Origin of the sequence: Bacillus manliponensis (assembly GCF_000712595.1) — a bacterium.
GTDB lineage: Bacteria > Bacillota > Bacilli > Bacillales > Bacillaceae_G > Bacillus_A > Bacillus_A manliponensis.
Map to the genome: position 1 here is coordinate 58098 of NZ_JOTN01000009.1, position 15167 is coordinate 73264.

Annotated in this window: 19 protein-coding genes and 1 pseudogene; 15 read left to right on the top strand and 5 right to left on the bottom strand. The window is 36.7% G+C overall.

The genetic code is table 11. The features are described from left to right. Positions 1 to 2: 2 nt before the first annotated feature. From dagF to BAMA_RS12150, 3 genes are read left to right on the top strand one after another with little or no spacing between them, the layout of a single operon-like run. Positions 3 to 749 (top strand): 2-dehydro-3-deoxy-phosphogluconate aldolase, encoded by a 747-nt coding sequence (gene dagF, locus BAMA_RS12140; protein ID WP_034639355.1) that lies wholly within the window; start codon positions 3 to 5, stop codon positions 747 to 749. Continuing rightward, positions 742 to 1752, top strand: coding sequence for a sugar kinase (locus tag BAMA_RS12145; protein WP_034639357.1), 1011 nt, complete (start codon positions 742 to 744; stop codon positions 1750 to 1752). Before dagF ends, BAMA_RS12145 begins: the two co-directional genes overlap by 8 nt. A 5-nt stretch (positions 1753 to 1757) precedes the next feature. Beyond that, on the top strand, positions 1758 to 2468 hold the full coding sequence (locus BAMA_RS12150) for a GntR family transcriptional regulator (protein ID WP_034639359.1): 711 nt from the start codon (positions 1758 to 1760) through the stop codon (positions 2466 to 2468). A 43-nt stretch (positions 2469 to 2511) separates the two neighbouring features. Here BAMA_RS12150 and brnQ2 read toward each other — a convergent pair whose 3' ends face one another. Continuing rightward, positions 2512 to 3828 carry a branched-chain amino acid transport system II carrier protein BrnQ2 gene (brnQ2, locus tag BAMA_RS12155; protein WP_034639361.1) on the bottom strand — a complete coding sequence of 439 codons (1317 nt, stop codon included), beginning with the start codon at positions 3826 to 3828 and terminating at the stop codon, positions 2512 to 2514. A 222-nt stretch (positions 3829 to 4050) separates the two neighbouring features. On the opposite strand from brnQ2, the gene BAMA_RS12160 reads away from it, so the two are divergent. Beyond that, a complete protein-coding gene (locus BAMA_RS12160) occupies positions 4051 to 4725 on the top strand; it encodes a DUF421 domain-containing protein (RefSeq protein WP_034639364.1) in 675 nt (224 codons plus the stop codon). Between the two features lie 42 nt (positions 4726 to 4767). Here the strand turns inward: BAMA_RS12160 and BAMA_RS12165 are convergent, their stop codons facing one another. The 3 genes from BAMA_RS12165 to BAMA_RS12175 are packed head-to-tail and all read right to left on the bottom strand — an operon-like array spanning position 4768 to position 5837. After that, positions 4768 to 5337 (bottom strand): manganese catalase family protein, encoded by a 570-nt coding sequence (locus BAMA_RS12165; protein WP_034639367.1) that lies wholly within the window; start codon positions 5335 to 5337, stop codon positions 4768 to 4770. A gap of 12 nt (positions 5338 to 5349) precedes the next feature. Further along, positions 5350 to 5613: a spore coat protein CotJB gene (locus BAMA_RS12170; RefSeq protein ID WP_034639369.1), complete on the bottom strand. Its 264-nt coding sequence runs from the start codon at positions 5611 to 5613 to the stop codon at positions 5350 to 5352. A gap of 8 nt (positions 5614 to 5621) precedes the next feature. Continuing rightward, on the bottom strand, positions 5622 to 5837 hold the full coding sequence (locus BAMA_RS12175; RefSeq protein WP_034639371.1) for a spore coat associated protein CotJA: 216 nt from the start codon (positions 5835 to 5837) through the stop codon (positions 5622 to 5624). Positions 5838 to 5954: 117 nt separating this feature from the next. Between BAMA_RS12175 and BAMA_RS12180 the strand changes: the two genes are divergently transcribed. The 5 genes and pseudogenes from BAMA_RS12180 to BAMA_RS12200 all read left to right on the top strand — a co-directional run bounded on the left by BAMA_RS12180 (position 5955) and on the right by BAMA_RS12200 (position 8303). Next, the gene (locus tag BAMA_RS12180) at positions 5955 to 6275 is read left to right on the top strand and encodes a VOC family protein (protein WP_415782896.1); all 321 of its coding nucleotides are present in this window, start codon (positions 5955 to 5957) and stop codon (positions 6273 to 6275) included. A 284-nt stretch (positions 6276 to 6559) separates the two neighbouring features. Further along, a complete protein-coding gene (locus tag BAMA_RS12185; RefSeq protein WP_034639374.1) occupies positions 6560 to 6841 on the top strand; it encodes a YkvA family protein in 282 nt (93 codons plus the stop codon). Positions 6842 to 6921: 80 nt separating this feature from the next. Further along, positions 6922 to 7419, top strand: a pseudogene (locus BAMA_RS12190) (DUF2716 domain-containing protein); the annotation flags it as partial. 152 nt (positions 7420 to 7571) lie between these two features. After that, entirely contained in the window at positions 7572 to 7940 is a 369-nt protein-coding gene (locus tag BAMA_RS12195) for a DUF3992 domain-containing protein (protein ID WP_034639377.1), read from the top strand. An 18-nt stretch (positions 7941 to 7958) separates the two neighbouring features. Then, positions 7959 to 8303 (top strand): DUF3992 domain-containing protein, encoded by a 345-nt coding sequence (locus BAMA_RS12200; protein WP_034639380.1) that lies wholly within the window; start codon positions 7959 to 7961, stop codon positions 8301 to 8303. A gap of 57 nt (positions 8304 to 8360) precedes the next feature. On the opposite strand, the gene BAMA_RS12205 is transcribed toward BAMA_RS12200, so the two are convergent. Further along, positions 8361 to 8798, bottom strand: a complete 438-nt coding sequence (locus BAMA_RS12205; protein WP_034639567.1) for a DUF3992 domain-containing protein — start codon at positions 8796 to 8798, stop codon at positions 8361 to 8363. Positions 8799 to 8970: 172 nt separating this feature from the next. Here BAMA_RS12205 and BAMA_RS12210 point away from each other — a divergent pair, with 172 nt between their 5' ends. The 6 genes from BAMA_RS12210 (at position 8971) to BAMA_RS12235 (ending at position 15044) form a co-directional block, all read left to right on the top strand. Beyond that, a complete protein-coding gene (locus BAMA_RS12210; RefSeq protein WP_034639383.1) occupies positions 8971 to 9174 on the top strand; it encodes a hypothetical protein in 204 nt (67 codons plus the stop codon). 174 nt (positions 9175 to 9348) lie between these two features. Beyond that, the gene (locus tag BAMA_RS12215; protein ID WP_084157985.1) at positions 9349 to 10476 is read left to right on the top strand and encodes a cation:proton antiporter; all 1128 of its coding nucleotides are present in this window, start codon (positions 9349 to 9351) and stop codon (positions 10474 to 10476) included. Positions 10477 to 10614: 138 nt separating this feature from the next. Then, the gene (locus BAMA_RS12220) at positions 10615 to 11478 is read left to right on the top strand and encodes a MurR/RpiR family transcriptional regulator (RefSeq protein ID WP_034639390.1); all 864 of its coding nucleotides are present in this window, start codon (positions 10615 to 10617) and stop codon (positions 11476 to 11478) included. Positions 11479 to 11624: 146 nt separating this feature from the next. Continuing rightward, positions 11625 to 12518, top strand: a complete 894-nt coding sequence (gene murQ, locus BAMA_RS12225; RefSeq protein ID WP_034639392.1) for an N-acetylmuramic acid 6-phosphate etherase — start codon at positions 11625 to 11627, stop codon at positions 12516 to 12518. Between the two features lie 47 nt (positions 12519 to 12565). After that, positions 12566 to 13930 carry a PTS transporter subunit EIIC gene (locus BAMA_RS12230; protein ID WP_034639393.1) on the top strand — a complete coding sequence of 455 codons (1365 nt, stop codon included), beginning with the start codon at positions 12566 to 12568 and terminating at the stop codon, positions 13928 to 13930. 46 nt (positions 13931 to 13976) lie between these two features. Then, a complete protein-coding gene (locus BAMA_RS12235; protein ID WP_034639395.1) occupies positions 13977 to 15044 on the top strand; it encodes a DUF871 domain-containing protein in 1068 nt (355 codons plus the stop codon). The last annotated feature ends 123 nt before the right edge of the window (positions 15045 to 15167 follow it).

The window sequence follows — 15167 nt, forward strand, 5'->3', positions numbered from 1 at the left end:
TGATGTTACAAGCTAAATTTTATAAAAATCGTGTATGTATCAATGTTCTTGCAAACAGTGTAGAAAATGCAAAAGCAATCTATGAAGCAGCTGAGGGGTATGTGTTAGTTGGTGTATTGTCTAAAAACTATGAAACGGTAGCAGAAGCTGTTGCTGATTTACGGAATTATGAACTAGCAATTGAGAATGCAGTATCTGTCGGTTTAGGTGCGGGAGACCCGAATCAATGGAAAATGGTCGCAAATATTTGTCGTCATTATAAACCAAAGCATGTGAATCAAGTATTTACAGGAGTTGGACATACGAGAGCTCTGCTTGAGAACGATGAAACATTAGTGAATTGTCTTGTATCACCATCTGGGAAAGTAGGCTATGTAAAAATATCAACTGGGCCGTTAAGTAGTCAAAGGAAGGCGGGTATCATTCCTATAGAAACGGCAATTACAATGATTAAAGATATGGGTGGGAGCTCAATTAAGTATTTTCCAATGAAGGGCCTTGCACATATCGAGGAATTTAAAATCGTTGCAGAAGCGTGTGCAAAAGAGGAACTGTATTTAGAGCCTACCGGTGGAATTGATTTAATGAATTACGGAGAAATTTTAAAAGTTGCCTTGCAAGCAGGGGTACAGAAAATAATTCCACATGTATACTCTTCGATTGTAAATAAAGAAACTGGTGAAACGAATGTGGAGGATGTGAGAACTTTATTAGCAATTACAAAAGATATGGTAGAAAGCTATGGATAAAACAATCGCAGCATTTGGAGAAGTGATGATGCGATTAGAAGTTCCAGAATATAAAAAGCTACATCAAGAAAATACATTGAAATATTTATTTTCAGGAACAGGTGTGAATGTGTTAAGCGGTCTCTCACAATTTGGATACAAGACAAAACTAGTATCTAAATTACCAGCAAATAGTATTGGTGATGCAGCGCTAGCACAGCTACGCTCCCTTGGAATAAATACAGACTTTGTCATACGAGGCGGAGAGTACATAGGAATGTATTTTTTAGAAAAAGGTTTTGGGATTCGTCCGTCTCAAGTAACGTATACAAACCGGAAAGAAAGTGTATTTGCGTTATCTTCTACCCTGGAATATGAGTATGATACTTTTTTAGAAGATACAGATGTTATTCATTTCTGTGGTATTAGCTTAGCGCTCACGGAAAATTTACGAGAAACGGTTGTGAGACTAGCGACGGAGGCGAAAAATAGAGGGATTCAAGTCTGTTTTGATTGTAACTACCGTCCAAAATTATGGGAGAGCTACGAGCAAGCGAAGCCGTGGTATGAAATGATGTTACAGTTAGCTGATATTTGTTTTATGTCGGAAAAAGATGCGATGTATATATTAGGAATGAAAACAACTGAAACAACTCGAGAAAGACAAATTGAAGACTTACTTCCAAAAGTTGCAAAAGTATATAATATACATGTAATGGCAGGAACAATTCGTAAGGAAGAACATATAGGGGAGCGCAAACTGAAAGGGTACATCGTTGCAAATGGCGAAGTTACATATTCGGGAGAACACGGCTTTCTTGTCTATGAACGAATTGGTAGCGGTGACGCGTTTGCAACAGGGGTATTGCACGGTGTTCTATCATGTATGAAGCGGCAAGAAATCGTTAACTTTGCTACTGCTGCAAGTGTGTATGCACATACGACATACGGTGACTCTCCAATTGCACAAATAGCTGAAATACAAAAAATAGTAAAGGGCGTATCCTCAGTGATAGAAAGGTAGAGTTCATGAAACTATCGAGACGAAAAGGACCAATTTATCTACAAATAGTGGAGATTTTACGTACACGTATTTTAGACAAAACGTATTCGTTAGGAGAAAATTTGCCACCAGAGCCACAACTTGAAAAGGAATTCGAAGTAAGTAAGATCACAATTCGTAATGCAGTTAGTCAGTTAGTGAAAGAAGGATATGTGGAAAAGCATAGTGGAAAAGGAACAAAGGTGATTAACAATAAGCAATTTACGAAGTTGTCAAAAGGACAAAGCTTTACGCAAGTATTAATGAAAGAAGGGCATACAGTTCGTAAAGGTGATGTGAAAGTAGAGAAAATACACGTTACAGGGGACTGTCATGTTCCTCGTATTATCGGGAAAAGTTGTTATAAAATTTCTAGAATGTACTATTTAAATGAGGAGCCTTACATTTATTTTTCACATTATATTTCGGATCAATATACGCTTCCTCTCATTTCCGAAACGTATGAAGCGTCACTATACGAACTGTTAGCAAAGCAAGGCGTTCAATTTTCTCATTTCCAAGATGAGTTTGCAGTAGAAGTACCACCATCTTATATTTGTGAAAAACTACAGGTAAAAGAAGAACATCTTTTGAAAAGGTTACGCTATTCGTACGATGATCATGGAAATCTTATTGAGTATTCAGAGGCCTTTTATAATACAAATTTACAAAACTATGTTGTGAAGTTTGATGTGTAAGAGATAAAAAAGCACTCGTTCAAAACGAAACGAGTGCTTTTTGCTATTTCGTAGAAGTTTCTCCTTCTACGCGTGTTTGTGGAATAAAGTAACCGACAAATCCGCCGATGATGGCAGGAACAATCCAACCAATTCCTAAATCGTAAAATGGGATAGTACTTGCAATTGAAGTAATTGCAGATGGCATCATGTTTAAGTTATCAAAAGCATGAATCGTACTTACGATAAAGGCAGCAACCATTGCGCCAACGTATACAGATGGCTTTTGTTTTTGAACTGTGTCGATAAACGAGACGAAAATTAAAATAATCACAATTGGATATAGAATGATTAATACAGGTAATGTGATTGTAATTAATAAGCTCAGTCCTAAGTTTGAAACGATAAAGCTAAACGCACAAACGGCGAACACAAGCGTTTTGTATGAAACGTTTGTTAATATGCTTGAGAAGTAGTTCGCGAAGGCACTTACAACACCAATCGCTGTTGTTAAACAAGCAGCAATAATCGCGATACTTAATAAAATGTTTCCGTTTGTTCCGAAGAATTGATACATAACTGTTGCAAGAAGTTGTCCACCATTTTCAAATTGACCGAGGTGGCCATTTGATGCACCAATATAACCAAGTAAGAAATAAACGATTGTTAAAAATAACGCGGCAATACTTCCACATATAATTGTATATTTTGCCATCGCTTTCTTTTCTGTAACTCCATTTTGACGAATTGCATCTACAACAAGTACAGATAAAACGAGTGCACCAATCGCATCTAACGTTAAAAAGCCTTCTAGGAATCCTTTGAAAAATGGAATGCTCTCGTAATCACCTACTGGAGCCATGTACGTCGCTGGCGACATAATCGCTTTCGTTGCCATAATTGCAATAATTCCAAGTAAAATTGGTGTTAAAATTTTCCCAATGTGATCAACTAATTTGGATGGGTTTAACGATAAGAAATATACGAGTGTAAAGAAGAGAAATGTAAATAATGGCATTAAATACCACTGCTCTTGGAAGAGTGGTGCAATTCCGATTTCATACGAAACCGATCCTGTTCGTGGAATAACGAAAAGTGGTCCGATTGAAAGATAAATAATCATTGTTAGTATTGCTGCGAACTTTGGATGAACGCGGTTTGCAAGGTTTGTAAAGTTTCCTCCAGCTAGTGCAACCGCTACGATTGCTAGTAATGATAAGCCAACGTCTGTTACGACGAAACCGGAAATTGAAACCCACATGTTCTCTCCAGAAGAGAGTCCAAGAAGAGGCGGGAAAATCATGTTGCCGGCGCCAAAGAAAATGGCAAATAACAGTAAGCTAATCGATAAAATTTGCGATGGCTTTAAAGTTGTGCGCATATATGAAAAAATCCTCTCTAGTTAACTTTTTGTCGAAAATTCAGATAATATGTCGAGTAACTGTTTTTATTTTAAAGGTCTGATGATTAGAAATCAACTAGAAATTTTTAAAAAAATATAGAATAATACGCTAACTTTAATAATTATGCTATCTGCATGTATTTGAAAGAGGTTGGGATACTAATGGTAATGTGAGGAAATAAAGAAAGGTGATTTCAGCTTATGGATTATGTTGAAATTTTTATTGAATTGTTTTTTGGCTATATCATGTTATTTGTTCTTGTGAAAATTTTAGGTAAAACGCAAATTAGTCAAATTACACCGTTTGATTTTATTTCTGCACTTGTGTTAGGAAATTTATTAGGGGATGCGGTGTATGATGAGGAGACACATTTAGGAAGAGTTGCATTTGCATTGGTTGCATGGGGAACTTTTATTTTCGTAACGGAAATATGTACACAAAAGTGGCGGAAAGCAAGGATTGTTTTAGAAGGAAAGCCATCTATTTTAGTAGCAAACGGGAAGTTAAATTGGAAAGAGATGAAGAAAAATCATTTAGATGTAGATCAATTTCAGCAACTTCTTCGCGCTAAAAATGTGTTTTCACTGCAAGAGGTAAAGTTTGCTGTATTAGAAAATGATGGTTCAGTGAGTGTGATGAAGCAAGAAAATGTAGAAACGCCAACGAGGGAAGATTTGAATATAAAAGGGAAGCCAACATTCCTGCCGAGGCTTCTTATTAGTGATGGGCAGATTATCGTACATAATTTACAGGAAAGTGGTTTAAATGAAGTATGGTTACAGAAGGAACTAAAAAGACAAAAGGTGAAATTAAGTGAAGTATGTTATGGAGAGTGGGGAGGAGAAGGCCCATTATTTATACAAACGTATCAATAATACGTATGCACATATGGGTAACTCCATATGTGCATACGTATGTTAAAAATAAATTTTGCGGTCACGTTCGTCCTTTAAAATTTCAACAGCTTCGCGGAACCGTTGCGAATGAATAATTTCTCGCTCTCGCAAGAAGCGTAAGCCATCGTTTAAATCGGGGTCATCAGAGAGATCAATAATCCACTGATAGGTTGCGCGTGCTTTTTCTTCAGCAGCAATATCTTCATATAAATCTGCAATTGGATCTCCTTTTGCTTGTATGTATGTAGCGGTGAATGGTGCGCCAGAAGAGTTGTGATAGAAAAGAGCACTATCATGAGCAGCGTAGTGCGCATCAAGTCCAGCTTCTTTCATTTGTTCGGGCGAGGCGTCTTTCGTTAATTTGTAAATCATCGTCGCAATCATTTCAAGATGGGCAAATTCTTCCGTTCCGATGTCAGTTAGAAGGCCAACGACTTTATCAGGAATGGTATAGCGCTGATTTAAATAGCGGAGTGCTGCAGCTAATTCACCATCGGCCCCGCCGTATTGTTCCACTAAATATTTTGCCAGCGTTGGATTACACGTGCTGACTTTTACAGGGTATTGCAATTTCTTCTCATAAATCCACATATGTCGTCTCCTTTAAATTTGCCATGGCCAAGGACCTTTACTCCATTCCCACGGAGCGTTTGAATAACTGTTTCCATATTGCTGCAGAGGGCCGTACTTTTCTTCAATTTTTTGCTTTAGTAAGCGGCGTTTATACGAGAAATCATTGAATTGTTTAATAGAAGCAACATCATCAGGGTGAGTATCTAAATAGAGGGTGAGTTCTACTAAAACGAAATCAAGCTGTTGCAATTCTTCGATTAAGTCATAAAATTCTTTCGGTAACTGCGCGGTCACGGGATACTTCACCGCCCTTTCTTATACGGATTTTCGTAATAATCATAAAAAGCCGGCCATAGTGTCCCCTTTTGAAGCGCTTCTTTCGGTGAAAATTGTGGTAAGTTTGGTGGTTGAAATCCGATATATAAATGAGGCGGAGTGAAATAATATTTCTTTCCGATTGGCGAGCAAGGATCATTTGGGCCGTGAAATGGCGTATAAGATTTCACATATTTATCCACTATTCATAACCTCCCTTAAGCGGGATAAAATAACGGCACAATGTATTGTATTCGAACATAATCGTTCTTTATGACTCATATAGAAAAACTAATAAGAAAGAAAGGGAGATGAGCGGCGTGGAGGAAATTAATTTGCATATAAGCAATTTAAAGGAAACATTGTATTTTTACGAAGGAATTTTAGGATTTCAGCCAAGTAAACAGCGCCCGCAGCTACATGTACCAGGCGTTTGGTATGATGTTGGACAAGTGCGCCTTTGCTGTGTTGTGAATAAAATGAGAAAAAAAAGAGACATAAAAGTAAAGCTTTCCAGCGCTGAAATTGAAAAAGTTAAGAAGAAACTTGATTATTATAAAGTGGGGTATGTAGAAAGAGAAACAGCATTATTCCTTTATGATCCTGATGAGCATTCTCTCCAGTTACAACTCCTCTCTTAATCTGAAAAAGAAACTATTAATTCTATTAATTTGGTAATATAAAGGAATTGACATTTCATGACAAACATTTTAAGATGACTTTATAAATTGTGCACATAAAGGGGAGTAACTTTAACAATAAAGTCGTCATTACAGGGACAACCCCTCGGCTTTATTGGCAACAGTTTGTTGTTAGTGAGACCTTTACCAGATGCGGTAAAGGCCCCTTTCTACCTTTTTAAGGATCTTTACCATCTCTAGTAAAGGTCCTTTTTGTATGCATAAAGATAGAGAGGAGAATGAGCATGCGAAAATTATGGGGCAGAATGCGCTTAATTTTTAAAGTTCGAAAGTTTATCCCATTTCTATATGACTTCTTTACATCAAGCGATGTGGAGTTAAAGAAAAAGGGATTATCTATTTTATTCTTATGTGGATATGTCATGTTCCCGTTTGATTTAATTCCTGACTTTTTCTTACTGCTTGGCTTAGTAGATGATGTTGCGGTTATTTTGTTTATTTTACAGCGCATTATTAAAATGGCACCGGTTCATTTGCAAAGTAAGCATGGATTGTTAGTAGAATAGAAGAGTTTACAAGTAAAAAACAAGTTACAATGAAGGTAGTATATTCTTACTGCCTTCATTTACATAAAGAGGTGCAAGAAGTGAAAAACTGGATTGAGCTATCTGAACAAGAATATGAAACGATATGGAATACAATATATACTGTGTTCCAGTTCACTCCAAGTACATCTGCGTTTCCTTCATTTGAAGTCCCAAGTCCTTTTGTTATATATGACGTATCTCCTTATTTAGATTGGTCTGGGGAGTTAGAGGAATTGAAGGAACTTTACTGTGATTTAGAGAATAATTCTTTAATTGTTTTTAAAGAGCTTGCGGGAAAAGATGAGTATTTTTATGCATTAAATTGGCAACATGATTGTTACTGGGTGAATCCATTTCTTGATTTTCCGAAAGATGAATTTGATGAGTGGTTAGTCCCTCCTTTTCCGAATGGAGATTACTATTTCTTCCTTCATAAAGACTTTAAATGGGGATATTTAGGGCACCCTTGGGAAGAAACGATTAAAATCTTTGGAGAAGAGTTAATACAAGCTTTTGATAAGTATAAACCAATGATGTTTCAAAATGTATTAAGGAAAAGTAAAAAAAATCCTGTATCGATAGGTGTTCAATCATCTTTGATACAGGATTTTTTTTGTCACCCTTTCAAAATAGGACAACGGTACAAACAAAATAGTCGTTATATCATACACATATACAGAACAAGCTTTGCAAAAAAGGGGGAAGAACTATGTCATGTGAATGTACTTCGACAGTACTTAGTTGTTGTCCGGATAAGACGTTTGTACAAGATAAAGTATGTAGTCCTTGGTCTGGTACAGTTGTGGCGGCAGATGTAACGGTTATCCTTTATACAAATAACATTAATCAAACTGTAGTTGGCACAGGATTTATTAAATACGACGTTGGTCCAACTGATATAACAGTACAAGTGTTAGACTCTACTGCTACTATCATCGATACACAAACATTAAGCCCAGGATCAAGCTTAGGATTTACGTATCGTCAGTTTAATACGATTCAAGTAATTTTGCCTTTAGCAACTCCAGGCGTATATCAAGGAGAATTTTGTATCACATCGCGCTATCCGGTTTCATAAAGAGAGGAGAGAGGGGAAATGGGTTCGAATTATTCAGGGCTTTCTTGTTGTTCAAATAAAACGATTGTACAAGATAAAGTATGTTTAGATTGGTCAATTGATGGTACAGGTGCGGTTGTTGTATACACGAATAACGTTACGCAGGAGATTGTTGCTTCAGGGTATGTAAAGTATGATGTCGGTGTAGGTGATATTACAGTTGAGTTCTTAGTTGGTACAACACCTGTTGAAACGCTTACGATTTCACCGGGAAGTAGCGCGGCATTTACAGTACGCCGGTTTACAGACATTGAAATTACAACAGCTGGAGTGGGTGAGCATCAAGGAGAATTTTGTATTACGTTGCGTTACCCGATTTCATAAAAAAGATAGTATACCCTGTGGGTATACTATCTTTTTTATGAATTTATGAACATGTTGTTACATACAATTCATTTTTTTACGGCAATATGTGAATTGGCAGCAATATTTTCCTTCAATATAAAGAGGAGAATCATTGGGAATATCGATAATAGATATGGATTGTAGTGCATTTCCTGTAAATGAAGTTGTATTACCAGGAAATACGATGAACTGATGCGCGATTTTGTCAATAATTTGAATGGAGACAGGATGTGTACTATTGGAACTATTATAGATCGAGACTGTTCCTGTAATAAGACTTGTTTCATCACGCTGCCATAATTCTAGCGTTTCTCGCGAAGGAAGTGGTTGATCTGTCACAAGAAAGTTCCCACAAAATTCATTTGTAATGAGTTCTGTTTCAATAGGTTTTGGTGGAGGAAAGAGAGGGGGGGATGGTGGATAACAGTTCATCCCAAGAGGGGCAAAACAACCTATTCGTTTTCTATTTGACAAATTCATTCCCCCTCCTTAGTAAATAATGTTTTTCATTTTTTATGAAATCTACCTTATCTTATGCGAAACGTCATAAAGAGGTTATCCTGTTTTGTACAAAAGCCTATTTATTTTTGCCGAATAGGCGATATGTTATAATACGGATAGGAGAAACGATAAGGGAGCGAATAAATTGAAACAAAAAACGATTAAAAATATTCTTGAATACGTATGGATCGGTATCGTCCTTTTATTTGGGTATTATTATTTAAAAGATCAAAGCTTTTGGATTCTTTTCTTAGTAACATTTGTACTGGCAGGTGCAGGAGCGCTTTCCATTAACTTCTTATTTGAAGGACTGGCAATACGTAAGAAGAAAAAGGAAGAAAATAAGTAAATATGTAGCAATAGAAAAGCTTACTGTATCGGTGAGCTTTTTTATTTTGCTGAATTTCCTACTTTTATATGCGATTTTTCTAAGATGATGGATAAAAATGTAAACGTTAAAACGAAGCATTTGAGCAAAAGCTATTGGTAGAAATCGATGTATTTTGAAGTAGGAGAAGATGCGATGTTATTTTATTTTCAATTTGTGATGATATTACTTTGTACGAAGTTAGCTGGAGATATTAGTGTACGGCTCGGTCAACCATCCGTATTAGGTAAATTAATTATCGGTATTATTATGGGGCCTGCCGTCTTTGGAATTATTGAGAGCTCAGAGTTGATTGATGAGCTGAGCCAAATTGGGGTATTACTTCTTATGTTTATGGCAGGGCTTGAAACGGATTTAGAGGAGTTAAATCGAAATCTTACTTCGTCGTTTGCAGTAGCGATTGGCGGTATTATTTTTCCGTTTCTCGGTGGATATATCTCAGGCCTTGCATTTGGAATGAATCAGGCGCATGCCATCTTTTTAGGATTACTTCTTTGTGCAACATCTGTTAGTATTTCCGTTCAAACACTTCGCGATCTTGGAAAGATGAATACGAGAGAAAGTACAACGATTTTAGGTGCAGCTGTATTTGATGATATTATCGTCGTCATTTTACTTGCTTTTGTAACAAGCTTTCTTGGTGGACAAGATATTAATGTAACGCTTGTCATTGCGAAAAAAATCATTTTCTTTGTAGCCATTATATTAGTTGGTTGGAAAGGTGTCCCGCTTATCATGAAGTTACTTGTCCCGCTTCGTGTATCTGAGTCACTTATTAGCGCAGCGCTCATTATTTGCTTCACCTTTGCTTATTTTGGAGAGCTAATGGGAATAGCGGGCATTATCGGTGCTTTTGCAGCTGGAATTGCGATTTCACAAACGGAGTATAAACATTCTGTCGAACATAAAATTGAGCCGATTGCATATGCAATTTTTGTACCGATTTTCTTTGTAAGTATCGGAATGGAAATTACGTTTAACGGAATTGGGGATCAAATTTGGTTCATCGTAATTTTAACAATCATTGCGATATTGACGAAGCTTATTGGATCGGGGCTTGGAGCGAGGTTGACAGGATTTGACTTCCGCTCTTCCGTTAGTATTGGAGCTGGTATGGTTTCAAGGGGAGAAGTGGCCTTAATTATCGCAGCGGATGGTCTCGCGACAAATATGCTTGCGCCTGACAACTTTACAGCAATTGTCATTGTTGTTATTTTAACGACAATTGTAACGCCGCCGCTGTTGAAGAAGTATTTTGTGTAAAAGGAGTTCAATTTGAACTCCTTTTACACTTATATAGCGTATAGAATAACTAAAATATCATTTTCTCATTGTCACATAAGAAGAAAATTGACTACAATAAAATGAAAGAGGGTTCATATTAGAGAGGAAGAAAGCAGATTGAAGAGGCTTACCATATTGTCCAAAATACAAAATAATATAGAGGAATTTTCGCAAACAGAAAAAAAAGTGGCGTTATATATTCTGGAAAACGCTGAAATGGTACCGAACTTAACAACAAAGGAAGTATCAAAGAACGCAGGAGTGAGTGAAGCAAGTGTTGTACGGTTTTGTAAAACAATCGGTATCGGGAGTTTTAAAGCATTTAAGTTGGCACTTGTACGAGATTTAACAATTGCTGATTATAATATTAACGATTTCTCTGTTACAAATGCAGCAGATACACCTTTTGATTTATTCAATAAAGTTACATATGTGAATAAAGCAGCTATTGAAGCAAGTGTTACAACAATCGATAAGAAGGAATTAGAGAGAGCGGTTAGTTTTATTTTGAAGGCGAAAAAAATATTGTTCTACGGTGTAGGAGGATCGGCAGCACCAGCTATGGATGGGGCATATAAATTTACGCGCCTTGGTTATACAGCGATGATGCTTTCGGACTTTCACATGATGCTTCCACTCGTTGCAAATTTAGAAGAGGGGGATGTATTTATTGCAATCTCTACTTCTGGACGAACAAAAGATATATTGGAAATAGTTCGATATGCAAAGAAGAAAGGGATTACTGTCATTGCAATTACAAAATTAGACCAGTCATCTCCGCTATATAAAGAATCAGATATTACATTATGCATGCCAGATGTGGAGCAAGATCATCGCATTGCAAGTATTGCTTCAAGAATGACACAATTAAATATCATTGATGCGCTTTATGTTATAACTTTTAATAAAATTGGTCATCAAGTACTTGAGAATTTTACTGAAACACGTGAAGAGGCAAGCAGATTACGAAAATTAAAGTAAATCTAAATGCTAATGAAAAGATGAGTAAATTCTCATTTTTTTGTCATAAATTGAAATTTAATTTCATAAAATAAATATAAATAATTGATTTTAAATTTCATAGAGTTATAATGAGGGTGTAACATCATAGTAAAGAAGGTGATACTGTGCTAGAACATTTATCGACAGAGAAGAGAAACAACAAAACGATGCATTTAGACGAGATGAGTATACGAGAGATTTTACAGACGATGAACGAAGAGGATTTTACGGTTGCAGCAGCAGTTGCAAAGGAAATTGTACAAATCGAAAAGCTTGTACAGTCTGTAGTTACTTCTTTTCAAAAAGGTGGAAGGCTTATATATATTGGAGCTGGGACAAGTGGCCGTTTAGGGATTTTAGATGCTGTTGAATGTCCACCTACTTTTGGTACAAATCCAGAAATGGTTCAAGGTTTAATAGCAGGTGAAATGAAAGCGTTTACCAAGGCTGTGGAAGGTGCCGAAGATAGCGAAGAACTTGGAGTAGAGGATTTAAAGAAAATAGGGGTAAATGAAAATGATACAGTCATTGGAATTGCTGCAAGTGGCAGAACTCCGTATGTAATTGGTGGATTAAAGTATGCAAGTAGCGTTGGAGCAAGTACTGGGAGTATTTCGTGTAACAAGAATGCGAAAGTGAGTCAGTTTGCCCATGTAAGTGTGGAAGTTGAAACAGGTGCAGAAGTTTTAACAGGCTCAACACGATTAAAAGCAGGAACAGCTCAAAAGTTAGTGTTAAATATGATTTCAACAGCGTCTATGATTGGAATTGGAAAGGTGTATAAGAACTTAATGGTTGATGTTCAATCAACAAATAAAAAGTTAGTCGAGCGCTCGAAACGCATTATTATGGAGGCAACAGGTGTACAGCATGACGTAGCTGAATCGTATTATGACAGAGCGCATCGTAACGTGAAAGTAGCGATTATTATGATATTGTTGCAATGCGAATATGAAGAAGCATTAGAGCAATTGAATGGTGCAAACGGTTTTGTAAAACAAGCATTGCAGAGCAAATAAGGGGAACAGAGTGAATAAAAGCTAAAAAATGGGGAGGGGGAACTGCTATGAAGAAAGAGATACAAATGGCAAAAGAGATCACTGAGAAACTCGGGGGCATAAATAACATTCGTAGTATTGCACATTGTATGACGCGTCTTCGTCTGACTATGCATGATGAAAACGAAGTAAAGATAGAAGAGTTAAAGCAAGTTGATGGTGTGATGGGTGTTATTGAAGATGAAACGTTACAAGTTGTAGTTGGACCAGGAATTGTGAATAAAGTTGCGAAAGAAATGGAGAAACTGACAGGGTTACAAATTGGAGAAGTAGCTGAGAGTCATTTAGAGGACCTTGGACAGGATAAAAAGCGAGAAATAAAGAAGAAAAATAGTACACCTTTTAAAAACTTTTTGCGAAAAATAGGAAGCATCTTTATTCCACTTATTCCGGGACTTGTTGCATCAGGGATTATAAATGGGATTGCAAACTTTGCAAAGAATGCAGGAGCAAACCCAGAGGCAGTATGGTTGCAAATTTTATTGTTGATTGGTGGCGGCATATTTACCTTTTTAGGTATTTTAGTAGGCTGGAATACAGCAAAAGAATTTGGAGGTACGCCTGTACTTGGAGCAATTGCCGGGATGTTGATCTTTAACCCAGCGCTAGCAAATATAAAGTTATTTGGAGAAGCACTTGTCCCTGGGCGTGGTGGGTTATTTGCAGTTATCTTTGCTGCATGGCTCATGGTAGTTGTGGAAAGACAAGTTCGAAAAGCAGTACCAAATGCAGTTGATATTATTGTAACGCCATTAATTACAGTATTAGTTGTGAGTTTAGTAACAATTTTAGCGATTCAACCTGGTGCTGGTTTCCTTTCAGATGCAATTACAAATGGAATTCATGCAGTGCTAGATGTTGGTGGTGCCGTAGCAGGTGCAGTATTAGCTGGAACGTTCTTGCCACTTGTTATGGCTGGTCTACATCATGGATTAACACCAATTCATATGGAAATGATTAATCAAACGCAAGTAACACCACTATTAACAATTTTAGCAATGGCAGGTGCGGGGCAAGTTGGAGCAGCGATTGCGATTTATACAAAGACAAAGAATAAGCGCCTTCGTAATATTATTAAAGGAGCACTTCCAGTTGGATTTTTAGGGATTGGTGAACCGCTCTTATACGGGGTAACATTACCACTTGGAAGACCATTTCTTACTGCATGTTTAGGAGCAGCTTTTGGCGGTGCATTTCAGGCGGTTATGCAAACGGCTTCATTAGGGATTGGTGTATCAGGATTATCATTAATACCGTTAATTGCAGATAATAAATATTTGCTTTATTTTATGGGGCTTGTTGTTGCTTATACATTTGGTTTTATTTTCACATATTTCTTCGGCTTTAAAGAAGAAATATGTGAAAATATATAGGAGGGAGGGTTACCTTTCTCCTTTTTATATATAAGGAGATGATAGAATGATAGGCATTTCAATATATTTGGCAAAAGATAAAGTGAAACAACAAGAAATGTGGATTAAAACAGCAAAAGCTCATGGTTTTTCGTCTATTTTTACATCGTTACATATCCCGGAAGATGATCCGTCGACATATAAAGAGTTACTACAAATACTTGGTCAGCAAGCACGTAAGTATGAGATGGAGCTTATGGTCGATATCTCCCCAAAGTCGTTACACCATTTAGATGTAACATATGAAAATGTGGAAGTATTGTTACAGTGGGGAATAACAGGTCTTCGCGTAGATTATGGCATTTCTCCAAAGAAAATTGCAAATCTATCTCATAAAATGAAGATTGCTCTAAATGCAAGTACAATCACAGAAGCGTTTTGGCAAGCGTTATTACATGAAAAAATTGAGGTTAATCATATTGAAGCATGGCATAATTTTTACCCACGGCCGGAAACAGGGCTTGCCAAGTCATTTTTACAACAACAAAATGAATATTTGCAAAAATGTGGTATAAAAACGATGGCATTTATTTCAGGCGACGGTGAAAAGAGAGGGCCTCTTTATGAGGGGCTTCCAACATTAGAGAAACATCGTAACAATCGCCCGCTTCAATCATATTTAGAACTTGTACAAGATTGCTTTGTTGATAAAGTATTGATTGGTGATGTAAGTGTTATAGAGAACACAATACAAGAACTAGGAAAAGTGGAAGAAGGAATGATTCCGCTTCGCTATAAACCGATTATACAAGATCAAGTTATTTTATCGAAGATTGAAAGAGTCCATACAAATCGGCTTGATCCTGCTCGTGATGTCGTTCGTTCAGTTGAATCGAGAGAATATCAATTCATAGAGAAATCTCATCTTCAGCCGATGAATACGATGAATCGGAGAGCAGGTGCAGTTACAATTGATAATCAGTTATATGGAAGATATGCAGGTGAAGTACAAATTACGAAAGTAGATTTACCGAAACATGATAAAGTGAATGTTATTGGCTATATTATTGAGGAAGATATCCCATTATTGAATTATATTGGAGCAGGTAAAAGGTTTTCTTTACGTTCTGTATGAAAAGAAGGAGTTGTTTCAAAGGTATAGTTACTTTGGGAACAACTCCTTTTTTAAGAATCGCTGAATTCGACATGAAAATCATTGAGTCTTTTATGTAGTCATCATAAAACTTGTTACATATTC

What these genes read in the sequence shown, in the direction of transcription:
- BAMA_RS12195 (WP_034639377.1), top strand. Translation starts at nt 7,572, where the DNA reads ATGTCATGTGAATGTACTTCGACAGTACTTAGTTGTTGTCCGGATAAG.
- BAMA_RS12165 (WP_034639367.1), bottom strand. Translation starts at nt 5,337, where the DNA reads ATGTGGATTTATGAGAAGAAATTGCAATACCCTGTAAAAGTCAGCACG.
- BAMA_RS12145 (WP_034639357.1), top strand. Translation starts at nt 742, where the DNA reads ATGGATAAAACAATCGCAGCATTTGGAGAAGTGATGATGCGATTAGAA.
- BAMA_RS12200 (WP_034639380.1), top strand. Translation starts at nt 7,959, where the DNA reads ATGGGTTCGAATTATTCAGGGCTTTCTTGTTGTTCAAATAAAACGATT.
- BAMA_RS12230 (WP_034639393.1), top strand. Translation starts at nt 12,566, where the DNA reads ATGAAGAAAGAGATACAAATGGCAAAAGAGATCACTGAGAAACTCGGG.
- dagF (WP_034639355.1), top strand. Translation starts at nt 3, where the DNA reads ATGTTACAAGCTAAATTTTATAAAAATCGTGTATGTATCAATGTTCTT.
- BAMA_RS12235 (WP_034639395.1), top strand. Translation starts at nt 13,977, where the DNA reads ATGATAGGCATTTCAATATATTTGGCAAAAGATAAAGTGAAACAACAA.
- BAMA_RS12185 (WP_034639374.1), top strand. Translation starts at nt 6,560, where the DNA reads ATGCGAAAATTATGGGGCAGAATGCGCTTAATTTTTAAAGTTCGAAAG.
- BAMA_RS12150 (WP_034639359.1), top strand. Translation starts at nt 1,758, where the DNA reads ATGAAACTATCGAGACGAAAAGGACCAATTTATCTACAAATAGTGGAG.
- BAMA_RS12215 (WP_084157985.1), top strand. Translation starts at nt 9,349, where the DNA reads ATGTTATTTTATTTTCAATTTGTGATGATATTACTTTGTACGAAGTTA.
- brnQ2 (WP_034639361.1), bottom strand. Translation starts at nt 3,828, where the DNA reads ATGCGCACAACTTTAAAGCCATCGCAAATTTTATCGATTAGCTTACTG.
- BAMA_RS12160 (WP_034639364.1), top strand. Translation starts at nt 4,051, where the DNA reads ATGGATTATGTTGAAATTTTTATTGAATTGTTTTTTGGCTATATCATG.